The following is a 16,868-nucleotide window of genomic DNA, read 5'->3' as shown; positions in this document are numbered from 1 at the left end:
GTGGGAACTCCGCAAGTCGACGTCGTGATCCTGGTCGGCGGCAAGGGCACCCGGCTGCGGCCGCTGACGCTGTCGGCGCCCAAGCCCATGCTGCCCACGGCCGGACTGCCGTTCCTCACCCATCTGCTGTCGCGGGTCGCCGCGGCGGGCATCGAGCACGTCATCTTGAGCACGTCGTATCGGGCCGGCGTCTTCGAGGCGGAGTTCGGTGACGGCTCAAAGCTGGGCCTGCAGATCGAATACGTCACCGAGGAGAGCCCGCTGGGCACCGGCGGCGGCATCGCCAATGTCGCCGGCCACCTGCGGCACGACACCGCCATGGTGTTCAACGGCGACGTGCTCTCCGGCGCCGATTTGGGCCAGATGCTCGACTTCCACCGCGCCCAGGAATCCGACGTCACCCTGCACCTGGTGCGGGTGGGCGACCCGCGGGCCTTCGGCTGCGTGAGCACCGAGGACGGCCGGGTCACCGCCTTCCTGGAGAAGACGCAGGATCCGCCGACCGACCAGATCAACGCCGGCTGCTACGTGTTCTCGCGCCGCGTGATCGACCGGATCCCGCGCGGCCGTGAGGTTTCGGTGGAGCGCGAGGTGTTCCCCGCGCTGCTTTCCGATCCCGGCGTCAAGGTCTGCGGCTACGTCGACGCCAGCTACTGGCGCGACATGGGCACCCCGGAAGACTTCGTCCGGGGATCGGCGGATCTGGTGCGCGGCATCGCGCCGTCTCCCGCCCTGCATGGCCACCGCGGCGAGCAGCTGGTGCACGACGGCGCGGCGGTGTCGCCGGGCGCGGTGCTGATCGGCGGGACCGTGGTGGGGCGCGGCGCCGAGATCGGGCCCGGCGTCCGGCTGGACGGCGCGGTGGTCTTCGACGGGGCCAAGGTCGAGGCGGGCAGCGTCATCGAGCGCTCGATCATCGGGTTCGGCGCGCGCATCGGCCCGCGGGCGCTGATCCGCGACGGGGTGATCGGCGACGGCGCCGACATCGGCGCGCGGTGCGAACTGCTGCGCGGCGCCCGGGTGTGGCCCGGTGTCTCGATTCCCGACGGCGGGATCCGCTACTCGTCCGACGTCTGAAGGCCGTTCCCGACGAGTGCCCGGCTAGCCGGGCACTCGGCTGCGAATGTGCGGCTAGCCGGGCGCTCGACCGAGCGCCCGCGACACCAGGTACGCCAGCGCGTGATCGGTGCCCTCCGGCAACTCGTCGGCGGGCCACCAGCGCAGGTCCTCCGACTCGTCGCTGATCGCGATCCGCGCGCCGGCCGGCGCGTGCGCCACGAACTGCAAATCCAGATGCCGGGTCGGCACGCCCAGCGAGCACACCACCGGGTGCACGTGCACGGCCGCCAATTCGGGCTCGATCCGCAGCCCGTCGACCCCGGACTCCTCGGTGGCCTCGCGCAACGCCGCGGCGACGATGTCGGCGTCGTCGTCGTCGCAATGGCCGCCCAGCTGCACCCACCGGCCCAGGCGGCGGTGCAACGTCAGCAGCACCCGGTCGCCGGCGTCATCGAGCACCAGCGCCGAGGCGGTGACATGCCCCGGCACACACTCGCGGCGGCACGCGTCGTCGCGGGCCGCGACGAACGCCAAGACGGCGTGCCGCAACGAATCCTGGCCCGCGTCGGGGGGTTCCCAGCCGGACAGGGTCGCGATCACCGACTCCCGCAGGCTCACCGGGTGCGCCGCCGTTTCCTGCGATCGGCCAGCGATGCCCACGCCCGGCGGCAGTCCGCCACCGCCTCGGCCGGCAGTCCCAGCCCGTCGATCAGCACGCGACGGTCGACGAGGTCGAGCGCCTTGTCGATCTCGCCCGCCTTCAACAGCAGGTCCACATCGACGGCGAGGTCGGGATCGGCGTGTGCCGGCGCGGGGATGGGCAGCTGCTCGGCCTCGCGGGGTTCGAGCTCCAGCACGCCCCCGCCGTAGCTGCGGCCCATGATCTCGGCGAAGGCGAACGTCACGCTGTTGTGGAACACCGCGGCCAGCGCCGCTGGGTCGGCGGGGTCCTCACCGGACAGGCGCACCCGATGCACGGTGTCGGTACTCACCGCGCCCACGCCGTTGACGGTCAGCCGCGGCGCCCGGTGAATCTGGCGCAGCAGGAACAGATCCGGCGCCCACAGCGACGGCGTCCGCCACCAGGGCGTGCGGATCGAGCACTTGTAGCCGCGGTGCACGCCGGCGGCTTCCCCGGCGAGGATGTGGGCGATCAACGCGGGATCGGCCGGCTCGCGTGGCGCGTTGAGCAGCCAGCCGCGGTGCCCGGCCGCGAGATCGCTTGCCCGGCAATCGGTGTCGTAGACCAGCCCGGACAACTGGGCGCTGCGCGAGACCAGCGGGACGCAGTGCGGCCGCAAACCCAGCTCCGCCGCCTGGGCGTCGGTCAGGGTGAAGAACGCGTTGCGCCCGGTCACGATGCCGACGTCGACCTCGGCGACGGACCCGAGCGGGAGCAGGGCGCCGGAGCCCTTGAGCGCGCGCAGCAGCCGGATCGCGGCGGGGTCCAGAAAGTACTTGGTCCACTTCTCGTTTTCGTGCAGCAGCGCGGGCGCCCAGCCGGCCTCGAGGTCCGCCCGCGCCAGCGCGTCGGCGTTTGGCAGGTGCACGGTCCGGATGCGGGCGGGGCCGGACCCGACCGTGTCCCTTATGCCGCAGAACAGCACGACCTCTTGCAGGATGCCGTCGAACACCAGGCGCTGGAAGGTCAGCAGCGTGATGTCGCGGAATCGGCTCACCAGAAAGTCGCGCAGCGGCGCGGCGTAGGAGACCTGCAGCAGCTCGGCCGGCAGCACCAGGCCCACCCGCCCGCCGTCGCGCACCAGCAGTGCGGCGGCCACGACGAACGGCACCCACGCGTTGGTCAGCCTGGTCGGGCGCAGCCCCGCGCGGCGCATCAGCTCCAGGGCCGGGTCGCGGTGCTGCGACGCCCAGTTGCCGAACCGGATGTAGGGCGGATTGCCGGCGACCCCGTCCCAGCCGCCGGCGCCGGCTTCGGCGGCGCGGGCCATCCAGGTGAACAGGCTGTCGGTGTCGACGGGCGCGAACCGGCGGGCCTTGGCCGCCTCGCGCGCGATCAGCTCGACGCCTTGGGCGCGGTCGCTGAGCGCGGCCAGCTCGCGCAGGATCGCGCCGTCACCGCAGGAGGGTTCGACGATCTTGGGGCCGGCCTCGCGAACCCAGCGGGCCAAAAAGCGCGCCACCGGCGCCGGGGTGTAGTAGCCGCCGCGGACTTTGTCGGCCGAGGCCGCCGCCTTGCCCGCGAAGTTCATGGGCTTAGTATCTCGGAAAAACGACGGCTCACTTGCGGATCAGCAGGTCCCCGGGATCCGCGGCGTCGCGCGGGCCGGCGGGCTCGGCGGCGTAGCCGATGGCGATGGCGCCCAACGGCTCCCAGTCGGCGGGCAGGTCGAGCTCGGCGCGCACCAGGTCGGCGGCGAAGATCGTCGACCCGATCCAGCAGCTGCCCAGCCCGCGCACCGCCAGCGCGACCAGCAGGGCCTGCACGGCCGCCCCGACGGCCACGGTGAACATGGTGTGCTCGGCGTCGGTGCGGGCGGCGTCCGGATAGGAGTGGGCGCCGTCGGGAACCAGGATCGGGATGACGACTTCGGGCGCGTCGTAGAGGATCTGGCCGCGCGCCACCCGGCGCTCGATGGCCTCGGCGGGCCTGCCGTCGCCGGCGAGGTCGCTGCGCCACTTGTCCTTCATGCGGTCCAGCAGCCGGGCCCGGGTGCCCGGGTGCTGCAGCCAGACGAACCGCACCGGGCGGGTGTGGTGGGGGGCCGGCGCGGTGAGGGCCTCGGCGACGGCCGCCTCCACCAGATCGGCCGGGACCGGCTCGGCGCTGAACCGGCGCACCGATCGGCGCAGCAGCTGCGCCTCGCGGCGGCCCATGTCGATCGCCTCGGCCGTGCCGAGCCAGAACAGGTCTTCGGTGCCGGGCCGCAACAAGTCCCGTGCCGTCGAGCCGTCGTCGGTCACGGACAGGCCGCGCACCACCGCCACCGGCATCGCGGTCAGTTTGCCCTTGACCAGGTCGGCGGCCGCGGCGATCTCGTCGGCGATCGCGACCTCGGTGACCAGCAACTCGTTGCCGTGCTGGTCGAGCGCCCCCGAATAGCCGTGCAGCACAGCCAGTCCCGCGGCGCCCACCGCCGCGTCGGTCTGGCCGTTGCGCCAGGCGCGGCCCATGGTGTCGGTGATGACGACGGCGACCTCGACGCCGAGCCGCTCGCGCAGCGCGGCGCGCAGCGTGGCGGCGCTGCCGTCCGGGTCGACGGGCAGCAGGGCCAACTCGTCGCGCCCGACGTTGGAGCCGTCCACGCCCGCGGCGGCCTGCACCAGCCCGATCCGGCTCTCGGTGATCAAGGTCTTGCCCTTGCGGGCCAGCACCCGAACGGCCTCGTCGTCGACCAGCTTGCGCCGCAGCCGATCGCGCTCCTCCGGGTCGCGGGGCGCCGGCACCAGCCGGCCCTCGCATTTGGACACCGCCTTGCTGGTGACCACCACGACGTCGCCGTCGCGCAGCCACGGCGCGGCCGCGGCGACGGCCGCGCCCAGATCGTCGCCCGGCCGGAATTCGGGCAGCCCGGCGACGGGCAGGATCTCGATCGCGGCGGCGGTGCCGTGCTCGCCGGGGGAGGGGGTCAAAACGCCACCCCCGCCAGCTCCAGCCCGGCGCGGACCATCTCGGCGGTCGCCTCGGGGTCGGTCATCACCAGCGGCACCGAGCGCACCGCGACGCCCTCGATGTCGGCGCCGTCGCCTTCACTCACCAGCCAGCCATCCAGGATGCCGGTGCCCCGACGCGCGCCGTAGTGGCGGCCGACGGCCTCGGCGGTGGACTCGACGCCGATCACCGACAGGCAGGCATCGGCCATGCCGCGCAACGGCTTTCCACCGATGATCGGCGAGTAGCCGACGACCGGGGCCTTCGCCGCCCGCAGCGCGCCGCGAACGCCGGGGACCGCCAGGATGGCGCCGACGCTCACCACCGGATTCGACGGGGCCAGCAGGATGACGTCCGCCTCGGCGATGGCCGCTGTGGCTTCGGTTGTGGCCGCTGCCTTTTCGGCGCCGACGAACGCGAAGCTGTGGGTGGGCACCTGGGCGCGGTAGCGCACCCACCATTCCTGGAAGTGGATGGCCCGCCGGCCGCCGTCGTCGGGATCGGTTATCACCACGTGCGTCTCGCAGCGGTCGTCGGTGACGGGCAGCAGCCGCGCGCCCGGTTGCCAGCGGTCGCACAGCGCCGTGGTGATCTGCGACAGCGGGTAGCCGGCGTTGAGCATCTGGGTGCGCACCAGGTGGGTGCCCAGGTCGCGGTCGCCGAGTCCGAACCAGTCCGGCTGCACCCCGTAGCGCGCCAATTCCTCTTTGGCGTGCCAGGTTTCGTCGCGGTGCCCCCACCCTCGCTCCGGGTCGACACCTCCACCTAAGGTGTACATGCAGGTGTCCAAATCGGGGCAGACTCGCAGTCCGTGGATCCAGGCGTCATCGCCAACGTTGACGATCGCCGTCAGCTCGTGACTGCCGGCTTTCGTGTCTGGGCGCCCTTGCGTGTGAAACTGACCCAGCCCGAACAACTGTTGAATCCCCAGCAGGAAGCGGGCGCCGCCAACCCCACCGACCAGGACGGTGACCTTCACTTGAGCCTCACACAGCACGACAGTACTGCCCGACGAGCGTGCGGTGGTGGGCCCGTCGGGCCTGCCTCAAAGTCGGGGCTCCCCACGACTTGTGGGGAAGTTGTGAGCTATGTGATCAACACGCCGACGGCCCAAAGCAACAGAAACGCCGAAATTCGATCACGAGATGGTATGGAAATGCGCCGAAGTGCTTGACCCGGCAGATCAACCCGTGTCTAATCACATCAGTGTCATTTCCCGGTTGGCCGGCCGACTCCGGTGTCGCAGACCGAGATTCGATCACTTGTTCGAATTGTCTGTACATCAGAACAGTGGGAAATCAATCACTCTTTCTCAATCAAGCTGAGGAGGCGGACGACCGTATGTCTTACGAAACTTTTCGAGGCGCAATGGCGAGCACGCCGCACACCCCGATCGACTCGGCGCCGGCCCGACCCGCCCGGCCGCATTTGACCGTGGTTCCTGATGCGCCAGGCGCATTCGAGCCCGAGCCGTTGCCGGCGCCCGTCGCCGACCAGTGGCAGGACCGGGCGCTGTGCGCCCAGACCGACCCCGAGGCCTTCTTCCCGGAAAAGGGTGGTTCCACCCGCGAGGCCAAGAAGATCTGCCTGGGTTGCGAGGTGCGCCACGAGTGCCTCGAGTACGCCCTCGAGCATGATGAGCGCTTCGGGATCTGGGGCGGTCTCTCCGAACGCGAGCGCCGCCGCCTCAAGCGCGGCATCATCTAAAAGCCGCGCACCGTCGTTATTCGTCGTCGATCGTCGGATCGATGACCGATGGCTCAACGTCGAGATAGATGGCGACCTGGGCCACCAGGATTTCGTGCAGCAAGTCGCCGAGTTCGATGGTGTCCTTCGCCCGTCGCTCAATTGGCTTGCGGAACAGGACAATTCGCGCCCGCGTGGAGTTGCCGCGGATGTCGACACCGGCCGGGATCAACCGGGCCAGGGGGATCGGCCCGTCGGCGATCACCTCGGCCGGCCACTGCACGCTGTCGGGATCCTTGGCCGCGATCCGCGGAATCTCATCGACCGCCACGTCGAGGTCGGCCAGCCGGTCGTGCCAGCTCCGCTCGATGGGCTCGTAGGCCTCCAGCACCGCCATGTCGAACCGCTCGGCGCGGCTGCGCCACCCCGGCACGCTGGGGGGCAGCAGCGCCCCGCGCATCTCGCGACCCCGGCGGAACCGTCGATGGCCGGCGGGCCGGCGCGGAGCCGATCCGTCCGAAAACCGATCTCTTTGCGGGGAGCTGCGCGAATCGCCGCGGGATTCACTCATTGGGCCGATGGTAACGGTTGGACATCGGCGGCCGTCCGGTTGCGCGTGTCCGGCGCTTCGGCGGCGTTTGCGCACGATAGCCTTTCGAGCGTGAACGTTCCCCGTCGCTGTTGCCGGCCCGGGTGCCCGCACTACGCCGTGGCGACCCTAACGTTCGTCTATTCGGACTCGACGGCAGTCGTCGGCCCGCTGGCGACCGCTCGGGAACCGCACTCCTGGGATCTGTGCGTCAACCACGCCGGCCGCATCACCGCCCCCCGCGGATGGGAGCTGGTGCGCCATGCCGGCCCCCTGCCCACCCACCCCGACGAGGACGACCTGGTCGCCCTGGCCGACGCCGTCCGCGAAGGAGGTTCGGGGGATCGCGGCGCGCCGTACGGCGGCGCCCCAACGCCCGTGAACGGCTTCGCCGACCCGCACCTCCATCACGGCGGCACCCAGGCCACCGCGCCCAGCAGCAGCGTGCTCGCCCCGCCGGAGCATCGGTCCGGAAGGCGCCGCGGGCACCTGCGTGTGTTGCCCGATCCCAGCGACTAGGCGAATCCGCCCGCACCGCGGCTCGTGTTCTCTTCGGCCCGATAGGCTGACGGCCAAGAGTTCACGTCGTCAGGAGTCCCGCATGTCTCGGCCCGCCGCGACTGTCCACCGTGTCGTCAAGGCGTACGACGTGCGTGGTCTAGTCGGCGAAGAGCTCGACCAGCCGCTGGTCACCGATTTGGGCGCAGCCTTCGCCAGACTGATGCGCGCCGAGGGCGCCCGCCAAGTCGTGATCGGCCACGACATGCGCGACAGTTCGCCCACCCTGGCCGCGGCCTTCGCCGCCGGCGTCACCGGCCAGGGCCTCGACGTGGTGCGCGTCGGTCTGGCCTCGACCGATCAGCTCTACTTCGCCTCCGGGTTGCTGGACTGCCCCGGCGCGATGTTCACCGCGAGCCATAACCCCGCCGCCTACAACGGAATCAAGCTCTGCCGGGCGGGGGCCAAACCGGTCGGCGCCGAGAGCGGATTGCGCGTCATCGCCGACGACGTCATCGCCGGCGTGCAGGGTTACGACGGCCCACCCGGCACCGTCTCCGACCGCGACGTGCTGGCCGACTACGGGCAGTACCTGCGGTCCCTGGTGGACACCTCGGGGCTGCGCCCGCTGCGCGTGGCCGTCGACGCCGGCAACGGCATGGCCGGCCTGACCACCCCCGCGGTGCTCGGCCCGATCGCCTCGATCACGTTGTTGCCGTTGTACTTCGAGCTCGACGGCTCCTTCCCCAATCACGAGGCCAACCCGCTCGAGCCCGCCAACCTGGTGGACCTGCAGACGTTCGTGCGCGAGACCGGCGCCGACATCGGGCTGGCCTTCGACGGGGACGCCGACCGCTGCTTCGTGGTCGACGAACGCGGCAACCCCGTGTCGCCGTCGACGGTGACCAGCCTGGTGGCCGCGCGCGAGCTGGGCCGCGAGATCGGCGCGACGATCATCCACAACGTGATCACCTCGCGCGCGGTGCCCGAACTGGTCAGCGAGCGCGGCGGCACACCGCTGCGCTCGCGGGTGGGCCACTCCTATATCAAGGCGCTGATGGCCGACACCGGCGCGATCTTCGGCGGCGAACATTCGGCCCACTACTACTTCCGCGACTTCTGGGGCGCCGACTCCGGGATGCTGGCCGCGCTGTACGTGCTGGCCGCGCTCGGCGAGCAGGACCGCCCGCTGTCCGAGCTGACCGCGGACTACCAGCGCTACGAATCGTCCGGCGAGATCAACTTCACCGTGGCCGACGCCGCGCAGTGCACCGAGGCGGTGCTGAGATCGTTCGGCACCCGCATCCACTCCCTCGATCACGTGGACGGCGTGACGGTCGACCTGGGCGACGGCAACTGGTTCAACCTGCGCAGCTCGAACACCGAGCCGCTGCTGCGGCTCAACGTGGAGGGCCGCACCGCCGAGGACGTCGGCGCCGTGGTCGCCCAGATCAGCGCCGAAATCGCCGCGCAGACCCCGCGCGCGGGGGCCGCCCCGTGAACGCCACCCAGGCAATCGATCTCGAAGACACCGACGGCCTGCTGACCGCCGACCGCGACGGCCTGCTGCGGGCGGCGTCGTCGGCCGGCGCGCAGGTGCGTGCGATCGCCACCGCGGTCGAGGAGGGCGCGCTGGACCCGCTGAGCGCCGAGGACCGTCCGCGCAGCGTGATCTGGGTGTCGGGCCGCGGCACCGCCGAGACCGCCGGGGCGATCCTGGCCGCGACGTTGAATTCGGTGGCGTCCCAGCCGTTCACGCTGGCCGGCGAGGCGCCCCCGTGGGTGGGGCCGCTCGACGTGCTGATCGTCGCGGGCGACGACCCCGGCGACCCCGCGCTGGTCGCCGCCGCCGCGACCGGGGTGCGCCGTGGCGCGCGGGTCGTGGTGGCCGCGCCCTACGAGGGTCCGTTGCGCGACGCCACGGCCGGGCACGCGGCGCTGCTGGCGCCCCGGCTGGGGGTTCCCGACGAATTCGGGCTGTGCCGGTATCTGGCCGCCGGGCTCGCGGTGGTGCACGCCGTCGACCCACGGCCCAGCGTGGACCTGGCGTTGCTCGCCGACGAGCTCGACGCCGAGGCGCTGCGCAACAGCGCCGCCCGCGAGCTGTTCACCAATCCGGCGAAGCTGCTGGCCGCGCGCATCGCCGACCGCCAGATCGCGCTGGCCGGCGACGGCGCCGCGACGCTGGCCCTGGCCCGGCACGGCAGCTCGGTGCTGCTGCGGATCGCGAACCAGGTCACCCCGGCCACCGGGCTGGCGGACGCGGTGGTCGCCCTGCGCGCCGCGGCCTCGTCCGGTTTCGGGGGCGCCATCGCCGATCCGGACGCCGCCCTGTTCCACGACGAGGAGATCGACGGGCCGCTGCCGCCGCGGCTGCGGGTGCTGGCGATCATCCTGGCGGCCGAGCAGACCGTGGTGGCCGCCCGGACGGCCGGGCTCGACGACGTGTACCTGCTCGCCGCCGAGGATGTGCCCGACGGTCCCGGCGGCTCGGCCGGCTCCGGTGTTTCGCCTGCGCTGGGGGGTCCCGGTCGCGTCGAGCAGCAGCTGGCAGTATTAGCCGTCCGGCTGGAGATGGCCGCGGTTTACATGCGACTGGTGCGGGGATAAATAGAACAGTGGAACTGCTTCGCGGGGCCTTGAGAACGTACGCGTGGGGTTCGCGTACCGCGATCGCCGAGTTCACCGAACGTCCGGTGCCGGCGGCGCATCCGGAGGCCGAGCTCTGGTTCGGCGCCCACCCGGGCGACCCGGCCTGGCTGGAAACCGACAACGGTGAGATCACGTTGCTCGAGGCGCTCGACGCCGACCCCGAGGGCCAGCTCGGCCCCGGGTCGCGGGCCCGCTTCGGGGACGTGCTGCCGTTCCTCGTCAAGGTGCTGGCCGCCGACGAGCCGCTGTCGCTGCAGGCGCACCCGAGCGCCGCGCAGGCGGCCGAGGGCTACCTGCGCGAGGAGCGGGTCGGCATCCCGCTGACCTCGCCGGTGCGCAACTATCGGGACACCTCGCACAAGCCGGAGCTGCTGGTGGCGCTGCACCCGTTCGAGGCGCTCGCGGGCTTCCGCCAGGTGTCGCGCACCGTCGAGCTGCTGCGGGCCCTGGCGGTCTCCGACCTCGACCCCTTCATCGATCTGCTGAACGACCAGTCCGACGCCGACGGCCTGCGCGCGCTGTTCACCACGTGGATCACCGCCCCGCAGCCCGACATCGACGTGCTGGTGCCCGCCGTGCTGGACGGCGCGATCGCGTACCTCAGTTCGGGGGCAACCGAATTCGCGGCCGAGGCCAAGACGGTGCTCGAGCTCGGCGAGCGCTATCCCGGCGACGCCGGCGTGCTGGCGGCGTTGCTGCTCAACCGCGTCAGCCTGGGCCCGGGTGAGGCCATCTTCGTGTCGGCCGGCAACCTGCACACCTACCTGCGGGGTTTCGCGGTGGAGGTGATGGCCAACTCCGACAACGTGTTACGGGGTGGGCTGACCCCCAAGCACGTCGACGTGCCCGAGCTGCTGCGGGTCCTGGACTTCGCGCCCACCACCGAGGAACAGTTGCGGCCGCACATCCGCCGCGAGGGCTTCGGGCTGATCTATGAGACGCCGACCGACGAGTTCGCCGTCGCGCTGCTGGACCTCGAAGACGAGTACGTCGGCCACGAGGTGGATGCGACGTGCAGCCACGACGGCCCGCAGATCCTGTTGTGCATCCAGGGTTCCACGACGGTGCACGGCAAGTCCGGCTCGCTGACGCTCAAGCGGGGGATGGCCGCGTGGGTGGCGGCCGACGACGCCCCGATCCGGCTGGTCGCGCACGAGCCGAGCAAGTTGTTCAGGGCGACGGTAGGGCTGTAGCGGCTAGGACTGATGGTGGCGACCCGCAGCGCCCGGCTGGTGCCGAGCGCGGCGACCCGCTTCGCCCGGCTCCGCCGCGCTTGCGGTCGCCGCGGCCGCGTTTGCGGTCGCCACGCGCCGCTGCCTGACCGCCTGACGACGCTCGCCTAACCACAGGCGCGCGTTGTGCGCGATGGCGCGGCCGATGATCCGCGGCGGCGGCACCATGTAGAGGCTGTCCAGCAGGGAGAACCGGCGCAAAAACCATTCCGCCAGAACGGGTTCGGTTTCGGCGGCGCCGAGGAATTGGTCGAACAGCGCGCCGGAGGGCCGCCACCACCAGGGAATCGGCCCCTTCGTGCCGGCGTGGTGGAAGGTGATGTCGCCGATGGCGTTCATCATCCACACCGGGAAGGTGCTCCTGGCGGTGGCGCGGTGCAGCGTCGCGGCGAGTTGATCGTCGGGGCCTTGCAGCGCGCGGCGCAGATGGCCGGCCTGCAGGGAGGTCATCGTCATGCCCTGGCCGAAGGTGGGATTGAAGCTGGCCACCGCGTCGCCGAAGGCGATGATGCCGCCGGGGAAGCGCTCCAGTTTGTCGTAGCGGCGCCACCGGCTGGCCGGGAACGCGTGGAAGGCCGGATCGCCTAGCGGCTCGGCCTGTGCCAGCGCCACGCTGAAGCGGCCCGGAAGCAGCTGCCCGGCCAGACCCAGCATTTCGGGAAACGTTCTCGGCGGTTTGACGTCGGCCACGCCGAACGTGGTCAGGACCCAGGTGCCGTCCTCGTAGCACAGCATGCCCAGCCCCAGGGACTGGTCGTGGGAGGCGCCGGCGACGACGACCTTCTCTGCGATCAGCCCGTCGGGAATGCGGAACTGCTGGGTGGCGTAGTTGATGCCGATGTCGACGGCCTGTTCGACGGGGCGCGCAAAACCCCACTGCGCCAACCACACCGGCAGCCGGGTACCCCGCCCCGCCGCGTCGACGACGAGGTCCGCGCCGACGAATTCCGGCTCCCCGCCGTCGGGATCGGCCGGATCCACCAGCGCACCGGTCACCCGTTGTCGCGCGGGGTCGAACCGCGGTTCGGCCACCGAGCGCCGCACGATGGTGACGTTGTCGAGGTCGTGAACCCGTTTGCGCAACTGCCATTCCAGGTGCGGCCGGCTCGGCACGTAGGCGGTGAATTCGTCGCGCAGGGTTTGCCCCGTGCCCAGGACGTGGCCCGCCGCGCCGAGGTGGATGCAGTCGGGCCGGTTCTTCAGCTTCGGCACGCCCGCGGCCACCATGTCGTCGAGCAGGCCGGGAAAGAGGTTCTCGAATTCGATCGCGCCGCGCGCCATCAACATGTGCAGGTGCCGGTCCTGGGGGACCGTCGCCCGGTTCGCCGGGAAGGCCGGCAACTCGTCGCGCTCGTAGACGGTGACCCGCGAATACGCGTCCGACAGCACCCGCGCGGCGCACAGCCCGGCGATGCTCCCCCCGATGACCAGCGCGTGGTCCCGCGCGTCTGCTTTGCTGTCCGGCATCTGGGGGGAGTACCCAGTACTGTGTCGGACCAATGGCTCCCAGCGTTGGGAAAGGGCGGTTGCATGGCCAATCGGTGGCGCACGAAGTCGGTGGAACAGTCGATCGCCGACACCGACGAGCCGGACACCAAGTTGCGCAAGGACCTGACCATGTGGGACCTGGTCGTCTTCGGCGTCGCGGTGGTGATCGGCGCCGGCATCTTCACGGTCACCGCGTCGACGACCGGCGACATCACCGGGCCGTCCATCTGGCTGTCGTTCGTGATCGCGGCGGGCACCTGCGCGCTCGCGGCGCTGTGTTACGCCGAGTTCGCCTCGACGCTGCCGGTGGCCGGTAGCGCCTATACGTTCTCGTATGCGACCTTCGGTGAGTTCTTGGCCTGGATCATCGGCTGGAACCTGCTGCTGGAATTGGCGATCGGCGCCGCCGTGGTGGCCAAGGGCTGGTCGAGCTACCTGGGCACCGTGTTCGGGTTCGCCGGTGGCACAGCCGAATTCGGATCGGCCCAGGTCGACTGGGGCGCGCTGGTGATCGTCGCGGGGGTGGCGACGCTGATCGCGTTGGGCACCAAGCTGTCGTCGAGGTTCTCCGCGGTGGTCACCGGCATCAAGGTGTCGGTCGTGCTGTTCGTCGTGGTGGTCGGGGTCTTCTACATCAAGCGCGCCAACTATTCGCCGTTCGTTCCCAAACCGGAGGCCAGCAGCGAGGCCAAGGGCATCGACCAATCGGTCTTGTCGTTGCTGACGGGGGCGCACAGCAGCCACTACGGCTGGTACGGCGTGTTGGCGGGGGCGTCCATCGTCTTCTTCGCGTTCATCGGATTCGACATCGTGGCCACCATGGCCGAGGAGACCAAGCATCCGCAGCGCGACGTCCCCCGCGGGATCCTGGCGTCGCTGGGCATCGTGACCCTGCTCTACGTCGCGGTCGCGGTCGTGCTGTCGGGCATGGTGTCCTACACGCAGCTCAAGACGGTCCCGGGCCGCGGGCAGGCCAACCTGGCGACCGCCTTCACCGCGAACGGCATTCACTGGGCCAGCAAGATCATCTCGATCGGCGCGCTCGCGGGACTGACCACCGTGGTGATGGTGCTGATGCTCGGCCAGTGCCGGGTGCTGTTCGCGATGGCGCGCGACGGGCTGTTGCCGCGCTCGCTGGCCAAGACCGGTTCGCGGGGCACCCCGGTGCGGATCACCGTGCTGGTCGCCCTGGTGGTGGCCGTGACCGCGTCGGTGTTCCCCATCACCAAGCTCGAGGAGATGGTCAACGTGGGCACGCTGTTCGCGTTCGTCCTGGTCTCCGCCGGCGTGATCGTGCTGCGCCGGACCCGGCCGGACTTAGAGCGCGGCTTCAAGGCGCCGTGGGTGCCGCTGCTTCCGATCGCCTCGATCGCGGCCTGCGTGTGGCTGATGCTCAACCTCACCGCGCTCACCTGGGTCCGGTTCGGGGTCTGGCTGGTGGTCGGCACGGCGATCTACGTCGGCTACGGCTACCGGCATTCGGTGCAGGGCGAGCGTGAGGCGGCTGCGCCCGAGCCCAGCGACTCGCTCGAGGCGGACCCGAACAGCCCGGTGCCGTAGCGGCTGTTGGTTTACAAAATCATGGTGTTTGTCTAGACAGGAGACGCAAACGCCGGTATTGTCCAATCTCAACGTGGTGTGACTCACAAGGAGGTTGGGCAGATGACCACACTCGAACCGCAGGTAGAACAGGCAGCCGGCGCGCCCGCGTGGCGGGACAAGAAGCGCCGACTCTGGCTGATGGGGCTGATCGCGCCGACGGCGTTGTTCGTGATGCTGCCGCTCGTCTGGGCGCTCAACCGGCTCGGCTGGCACGCCGCCGCGCAGGCGCCGCTGTGGATCGGGCCGATCCTGCTCTACGTCCTGCTGCCGATCCTGGACCTGCGCTTCGGGCCCGACGGGCAGAACCCGCCCGACGAGGTGATGGAGCGCCTCGAGAACGACAGGTACTACCGCTACTGCACCTACGCGTTCCTGCCGTTCCAGTACCTCAGCGTGGTCTTCGGCGCCTACCTGTTCACCGCGTCGAACCTGAGCTGGCTCGGCTTCGACGGGCCGCTGGGCTGGGCGGGCAAGCTCGGCGTGGCGCTGTCGGTCGGGGTGCTGGGCGGCGTCGGCATCAACACCGCCCACGAGATGGGCCACAAGAAGGATTCGCTGGAGCGCTGGCTGTCCAAGATCACGCTGGCGCAGACCTGCTACGGCCACTTCTACATCGAGCACAACCGCGGCCACCACGTGCGGGTCGCCACCCCGGAGGACCCCGCGTCGTCGCGCTTCGGGGAAACCTTCTGGGAGTTCTTGCCGCGCAGCGTCTTCGGGAGCCTGCGCTCGTCGCTGCGGCTGGAGGCCCAGCGGATTCGCCGGCTGGGCAAGAATCCCTGGAACCCCCTCACGTACCCGTCCAACGACGTGCTCAACGCCTGGGCCATGTCGGTGGTGCTGTGGGGGATCCTGATCGCGGTCTTCGGGCCGGCGCTGATCCCGTTCGTGATCGTCCAGGCGGTCTTCGGCTTCAGCCTGCTCGAGGCGGTCAACTACCTCGAGCACTACGGCCTTCTGCGGCAACAGAATTCGAGCGGCCGCTACGAGCGGTGCACCCCCGCGCACAGCTGGAACTCCGACCACGTGGTGACCAACCTGTTCCTGTATCACCTGCAGCGACACAGCGATCACCACGCCAACCCGACGCGGCGCTACCAGACGCTGCGCAGCCTGGACGGCTCGCCCAACCTGCCCAGCGGGTACGCGTCGATGATCTCGCTCACGTACTTCCCGCCCCTGTGGCGCAAGGTCATGGACCACCGGGTGCTGGCGCACTACGACGGTGACATCACCCGGGTCAACATCCAGCCGCGGCTCCGCGAGAAGCTGCTCGCGCGCTACGGGGCCCAGGAGGCCCGCGCATGACCGCCTACCGCTGCCCCGGCTGCGACTACATCTACGACGAGGCGAAAGGCGCTCCGCGGGAAGGCTTTCCGCCGGGCACGCCCTTCAGCGACATTCCCGACGACTGGTGCTGCCCCGATTGCGCGGTGCGCGAAAAGGTCGATTTCGAAACTAGCCCGATAGGAGTGAACCGATGAGCGAGGACTACAAGCTTTTCGTCTGCGTCCAATGCGGATTCGAGTACGACGAGGCCAAGGGGTGGCCGGAGGACGGCATCGCGCCCGGAACCCGGTGGGCCGACATCCCGGAGGACTGGAGCTGCCCGGATTGCGGCGCGGCCAAAACCGACTTCGAGATGGTGGAGGTCGCCCGTTCGTGATTCGTTCGGCCGCCACCGCCAGTAGCGAAAGAGCCGATTTCGGCTCGCGAGCCACTATTGTCGCGCCTGTGAAGCGGATGCCGTACGCCGAGGCGTCGCGCGCCCTGCTGCGTGATTCGGTGCTCGACGCGATGCGCGAGGAGCTGCTGACCCGGGACTGGTCGGCCATCACCCTGTCCGACGTGGCCCGCGCCGCGGGCATCAGCCGGCAGACCATCTACAACGAGTTCGGCTCGCGGCAGGGGCTGGCGCAGGGGTACGGCCTGCGCCTGGCCGACCGCCTGGTCGACGCCGTCAACGCCGCGCTGGGTGCCCACGTCGGCGACATCTATGCGGCGTTCCTGCAGGGCTTCCGCGACCTGTTCACCGAGCTGTCGGCCGATCCGCTGGTGATCTCGCTGCTGACCGGCGTCGCCAAGCCGGACCTGCTGCAGATCATCACCACCGGCAGCGCGCCCATCATCACGCGGGCCTCCGAGCGGCTGACCACTGCGCTCACGCACAGCTGGGTGGCCACCAGCGACGAGGATGCCGGTGTGCTGGCGCGCGCCATCGTGCGGCTGGCGCTGAGCTATGTGTCGATGCCGCCCGAGGCCGACCACGACGTGGCCGCCGACCTGGCGCGGCTGATGACCCCGTTCGCCGAGCGGCACGGCGTCGTCAAGGTTCCCTGAACGTTCCCTGGCCCGTGCGGCGCGCGGGCGCACGACTACAGTGGCGCAAGAACATACCTAAGCTAATTACCGCTTGGATCCGAGCGAGCCCCGAGACGGCAGGAAAAAG

17 protein-coding genes are annotated in these 16,868 nt (G+C 70.5%); 11 read left to right on the top strand and 6 right to left on the bottom strand.

What is annotated here, in order from left to right; genetic code table 11:
• Entirely contained in the window at positions 1–1,077 is a 1,077-nt protein-coding gene (manB, locus tag OCQ_RS20530) for a mannose-1-phosphate guanylyltransferase (RefSeq protein WP_008259820.1), read from the top strand.
• 54 nt (positions 1,078–1,131) lie between these two features.
• Here manB and OCQ_RS20525 read toward each other — a convergent pair whose 3' ends face one another.
• From OCQ_RS20525 to cofD, 4 genes are read right to left on the bottom strand one after another with little or no spacing between them, the layout of a single operon-like run.
• Positions 1,132–1,677 carry an NUDIX hydrolase gene (locus OCQ_RS20525; protein ID WP_014385681.1) on the bottom strand — a complete coding sequence of 182 codons (546 nt, stop codon included), beginning with the start codon at positions 1,675–1,677 and terminating at the stop codon, positions 1,132–1,134.
• Entirely contained in the window at positions 1,674–3,272 is a 1,599-nt protein-coding gene (locus OCQ_RS20520) for an Eco57I restriction-modification methylase domain-containing protein (RefSeq protein ID WP_014385680.1), read from the bottom strand. Before OCQ_RS20520 ends, OCQ_RS20525 begins: the two co-directional genes overlap by 4 nt.
• A 28-nt stretch (positions 3,273–3,300) precedes the next feature.
• On the bottom strand, positions 3,301–4,653 hold the full coding sequence (locus OCQ_RS20515) for a coenzyme F420-0:L-glutamate ligase (protein ID WP_014385679.1): 1,353 nt from the start codon (positions 4,651–4,653) through the stop codon (positions 3,301–3,303).
• A complete protein-coding gene (cofD, locus tag OCQ_RS20510) occupies positions 4,650–5,651 on the bottom strand; it encodes a 2-phospho-L-lactate transferase (RefSeq protein WP_014385678.1) in 1,002 nt (333 codons plus the stop codon). The genes OCQ_RS20515 and cofD overlap by 4 nt, the downstream gene beginning before the upstream one ends.
• A 389-nt stretch (positions 5,652–6,040) precedes the next feature.
• Here cofD and OCQ_RS20505 point away from each other — a divergent pair, with 389 nt between their 5' ends.
• Positions 6,041–6,379 carry a WhiB family transcriptional regulator gene (locus OCQ_RS20505; RefSeq protein WP_014380966.1) on the top strand — a complete coding sequence of 113 codons (339 nt, stop codon included), beginning with the start codon at positions 6,041–6,043 and terminating at the stop codon, positions 6,377–6,379.
• A gap of 16 nt (positions 6,380–6,395) precedes the next feature.
• Here OCQ_RS20505 and OCQ_RS20500 read toward each other — a convergent pair whose 3' ends face one another.
• The gene (locus OCQ_RS20500; RefSeq protein ID WP_009955382.1) at positions 6,396–6,818 is read right to left on the bottom strand and encodes a metallopeptidase family protein; all 423 of its coding nucleotides are present in this window, start codon (positions 6,816–6,818) and stop codon (positions 6,396–6,398) included.
• A 201-nt stretch (positions 6,819–7,019) separates the two neighbouring features.
• On the opposite strand from OCQ_RS20500, the gene OCQ_RS20495 reads away from it, so the two are divergent.
• The 4 genes from OCQ_RS20495 to manA all read left to right on the top strand — a co-directional run bounded on the left by OCQ_RS20495 (position 7,020) and on the right by manA (position 11,290).
• A complete protein-coding gene (locus OCQ_RS20495; RefSeq protein ID WP_193375011.1) occupies positions 7,020–7,466 on the top strand; it encodes a DUF3499 domain-containing protein in 447 nt (148 codons plus the stop codon).
• A gap of 82 nt (positions 7,467–7,548) precedes the next feature.
• A complete protein-coding gene (locus OCQ_RS20490) occupies positions 7,549–8,946 on the top strand; it encodes a phosphomannomutase/phosphoglucomutase (protein WP_014712268.1) in 1,398 nt (465 codons plus the stop codon).
• Positions 8,943–10,055, top strand: a complete 1,113-nt coding sequence (locus OCQ_RS20485) for a hypothetical protein (protein ID WP_014383187.1) — start codon at positions 8,943–8,945, stop codon at positions 10,053–10,055. The genes OCQ_RS20490 and OCQ_RS20485 overlap by 4 nt, the downstream gene beginning before the upstream one ends.
• Before the next feature lie 8 nt (positions 10,056–10,063).
• Positions 10,064–11,290: a mannose-6-phosphate isomerase, class I gene (gene manA / locus OCQ_RS20480; RefSeq protein ID WP_008259799.1), complete on the top strand. Its 1,227-nt coding sequence runs from the start codon at positions 10,064–10,066 to the stop codon at positions 11,288–11,290.
• A 3-nt stretch (positions 11,291–11,293) separates the two neighbouring features.
• On the opposite strand, the gene OCQ_RS20475 is transcribed toward manA, so the two are convergent.
• A complete protein-coding gene (locus OCQ_RS20475) occupies positions 11,294–12,760 on the bottom strand; it encodes an FAD-dependent oxidoreductase (protein WP_231504902.1) in 1,467 nt (488 codons plus the stop codon).
• A 99-nt stretch (positions 12,761–12,859) separates the two neighbouring features.
• Between OCQ_RS20475 and OCQ_RS20470 the strand changes: the two genes are divergently transcribed.
• The 5 genes from OCQ_RS20470 to alkX all read left to right on the top strand — a co-directional run bounded on the left by OCQ_RS20470 (position 12,860) and on the right by alkX (position 16,759).
• Positions 12,860–14,377 carry an APC family permease gene (locus OCQ_RS20470; protein ID WP_014385676.1) on the top strand — a complete coding sequence of 506 codons (1,518 nt, stop codon included), beginning with the start codon at positions 12,860–12,862 and terminating at the stop codon, positions 14,375–14,377.
• A 102-nt stretch (positions 14,378–14,479) separates the two neighbouring features.
• Positions 14,480–15,727: an alkane 1-monooxygenase gene (locus OCQ_RS20465; protein ID WP_008259796.1), complete on the top strand. Its 1,248-nt coding sequence runs from the start codon at positions 14,480–14,482 to the stop codon at positions 15,725–15,727.
• Positions 15,724–15,903: a rubredoxin gene (locus tag OCQ_RS20460; RefSeq protein ID WP_008259795.1), complete on the top strand. Its 180-nt coding sequence runs from the start codon at positions 15,724–15,726 to the stop codon at positions 15,901–15,903. The genes OCQ_RS20465 and OCQ_RS20460 overlap by 4 nt, the downstream gene beginning before the upstream one ends.
• A complete protein-coding gene (locus OCQ_RS20455; protein WP_014385674.1) occupies positions 15,900–16,085 on the top strand; it encodes a rubredoxin in 186 nt (61 codons plus the stop codon). Before OCQ_RS20460 ends, OCQ_RS20455 begins: the two co-directional genes overlap by 4 nt.
• Before the next feature lie 77 nt (positions 16,086–16,162).
• Complete coding sequence (gene alkX / locus OCQ_RS20450) at positions 16,163–16,759, top strand: TetR family transcriptional regulator AlkX (protein WP_009957362.1); 597 nt, start codon at positions 16,163–16,165, stop codon at positions 16,757–16,759.
• The last annotated feature ends 109 nt before the right edge of the window (positions 16,760–16,868 follow it).

The sequence above is a fragment of the Mycobacterium paraintracellulare genome (assembly GCF_000276825.1).
In the GTDB taxonomy this organism is placed as follows: Bacteria; Actinomycetota; Actinomycetes; order Mycobacteriales; family Mycobacteriaceae; genus Mycobacterium; species Mycobacterium intracellulare.
This window is presented reverse-complemented; position numbering and strand designations above follow the sequence as displayed.

What these genes read in the sequence shown, in the direction of transcription:
- OCQ_RS20460 (WP_008259795.1), top strand. Translation starts at nt 15,724, where the DNA reads ATGACCGCCTACCGCTGCCCCGGCTGCGACTACATCTACGACGAGGCG.
- OCQ_RS20505 (WP_014380966.1), top strand. Translation starts at nt 6,041, where the DNA reads ATGGCGAGCACGCCGCACACCCCGATCGACTCGGCGCCGGCCCGACCC.
- OCQ_RS20455 (WP_014385674.1), top strand. Translation starts at nt 15,900, where the DNA reads ATGAGCGAGGACTACAAGCTTTTCGTCTGCGTCCAATGCGGATTCGAG.
- OCQ_RS20520 (WP_014385680.1), bottom strand. Translation starts at nt 3,272, where the DNA reads ATGAACTTCGCGGGCAAGGCGGCGGCCTCGGCCGACAAAGTCCGCGGC.
- alkX (WP_009957362.1), top strand. Translation starts at nt 16,163, where the DNA reads ATGCCGTACGCCGAGGCGTCGCGCGCCCTGCTGCGTGATTCGGTGCTC.
- OCQ_RS20470 (WP_014385676.1), top strand. Translation starts at nt 12,860, where the DNA reads ATGGCCAATCGGTGGCGCACGAAGTCGGTGGAACAGTCGATCGCCGAC.
- OCQ_RS20490 (WP_014712268.1), top strand. Translation starts at nt 7,549, where the DNA reads ATGTCTCGGCCCGCCGCGACTGTCCACCGTGTCGTCAAGGCGTACGAC.
- OCQ_RS20465 (WP_008259796.1), top strand. Translation starts at nt 14,480, where the DNA reads ATGACCACACTCGAACCGCAGGTAGAACAGGCAGCCGGCGCGCCCGCG.
- OCQ_RS20500 (WP_009955382.1), bottom strand. Translation starts at nt 6,818, where the DNA reads ATGCGCGGGGCGCTGCTGCCCCCCAGCGTGCCGGGGTGGCGCAGCCGC.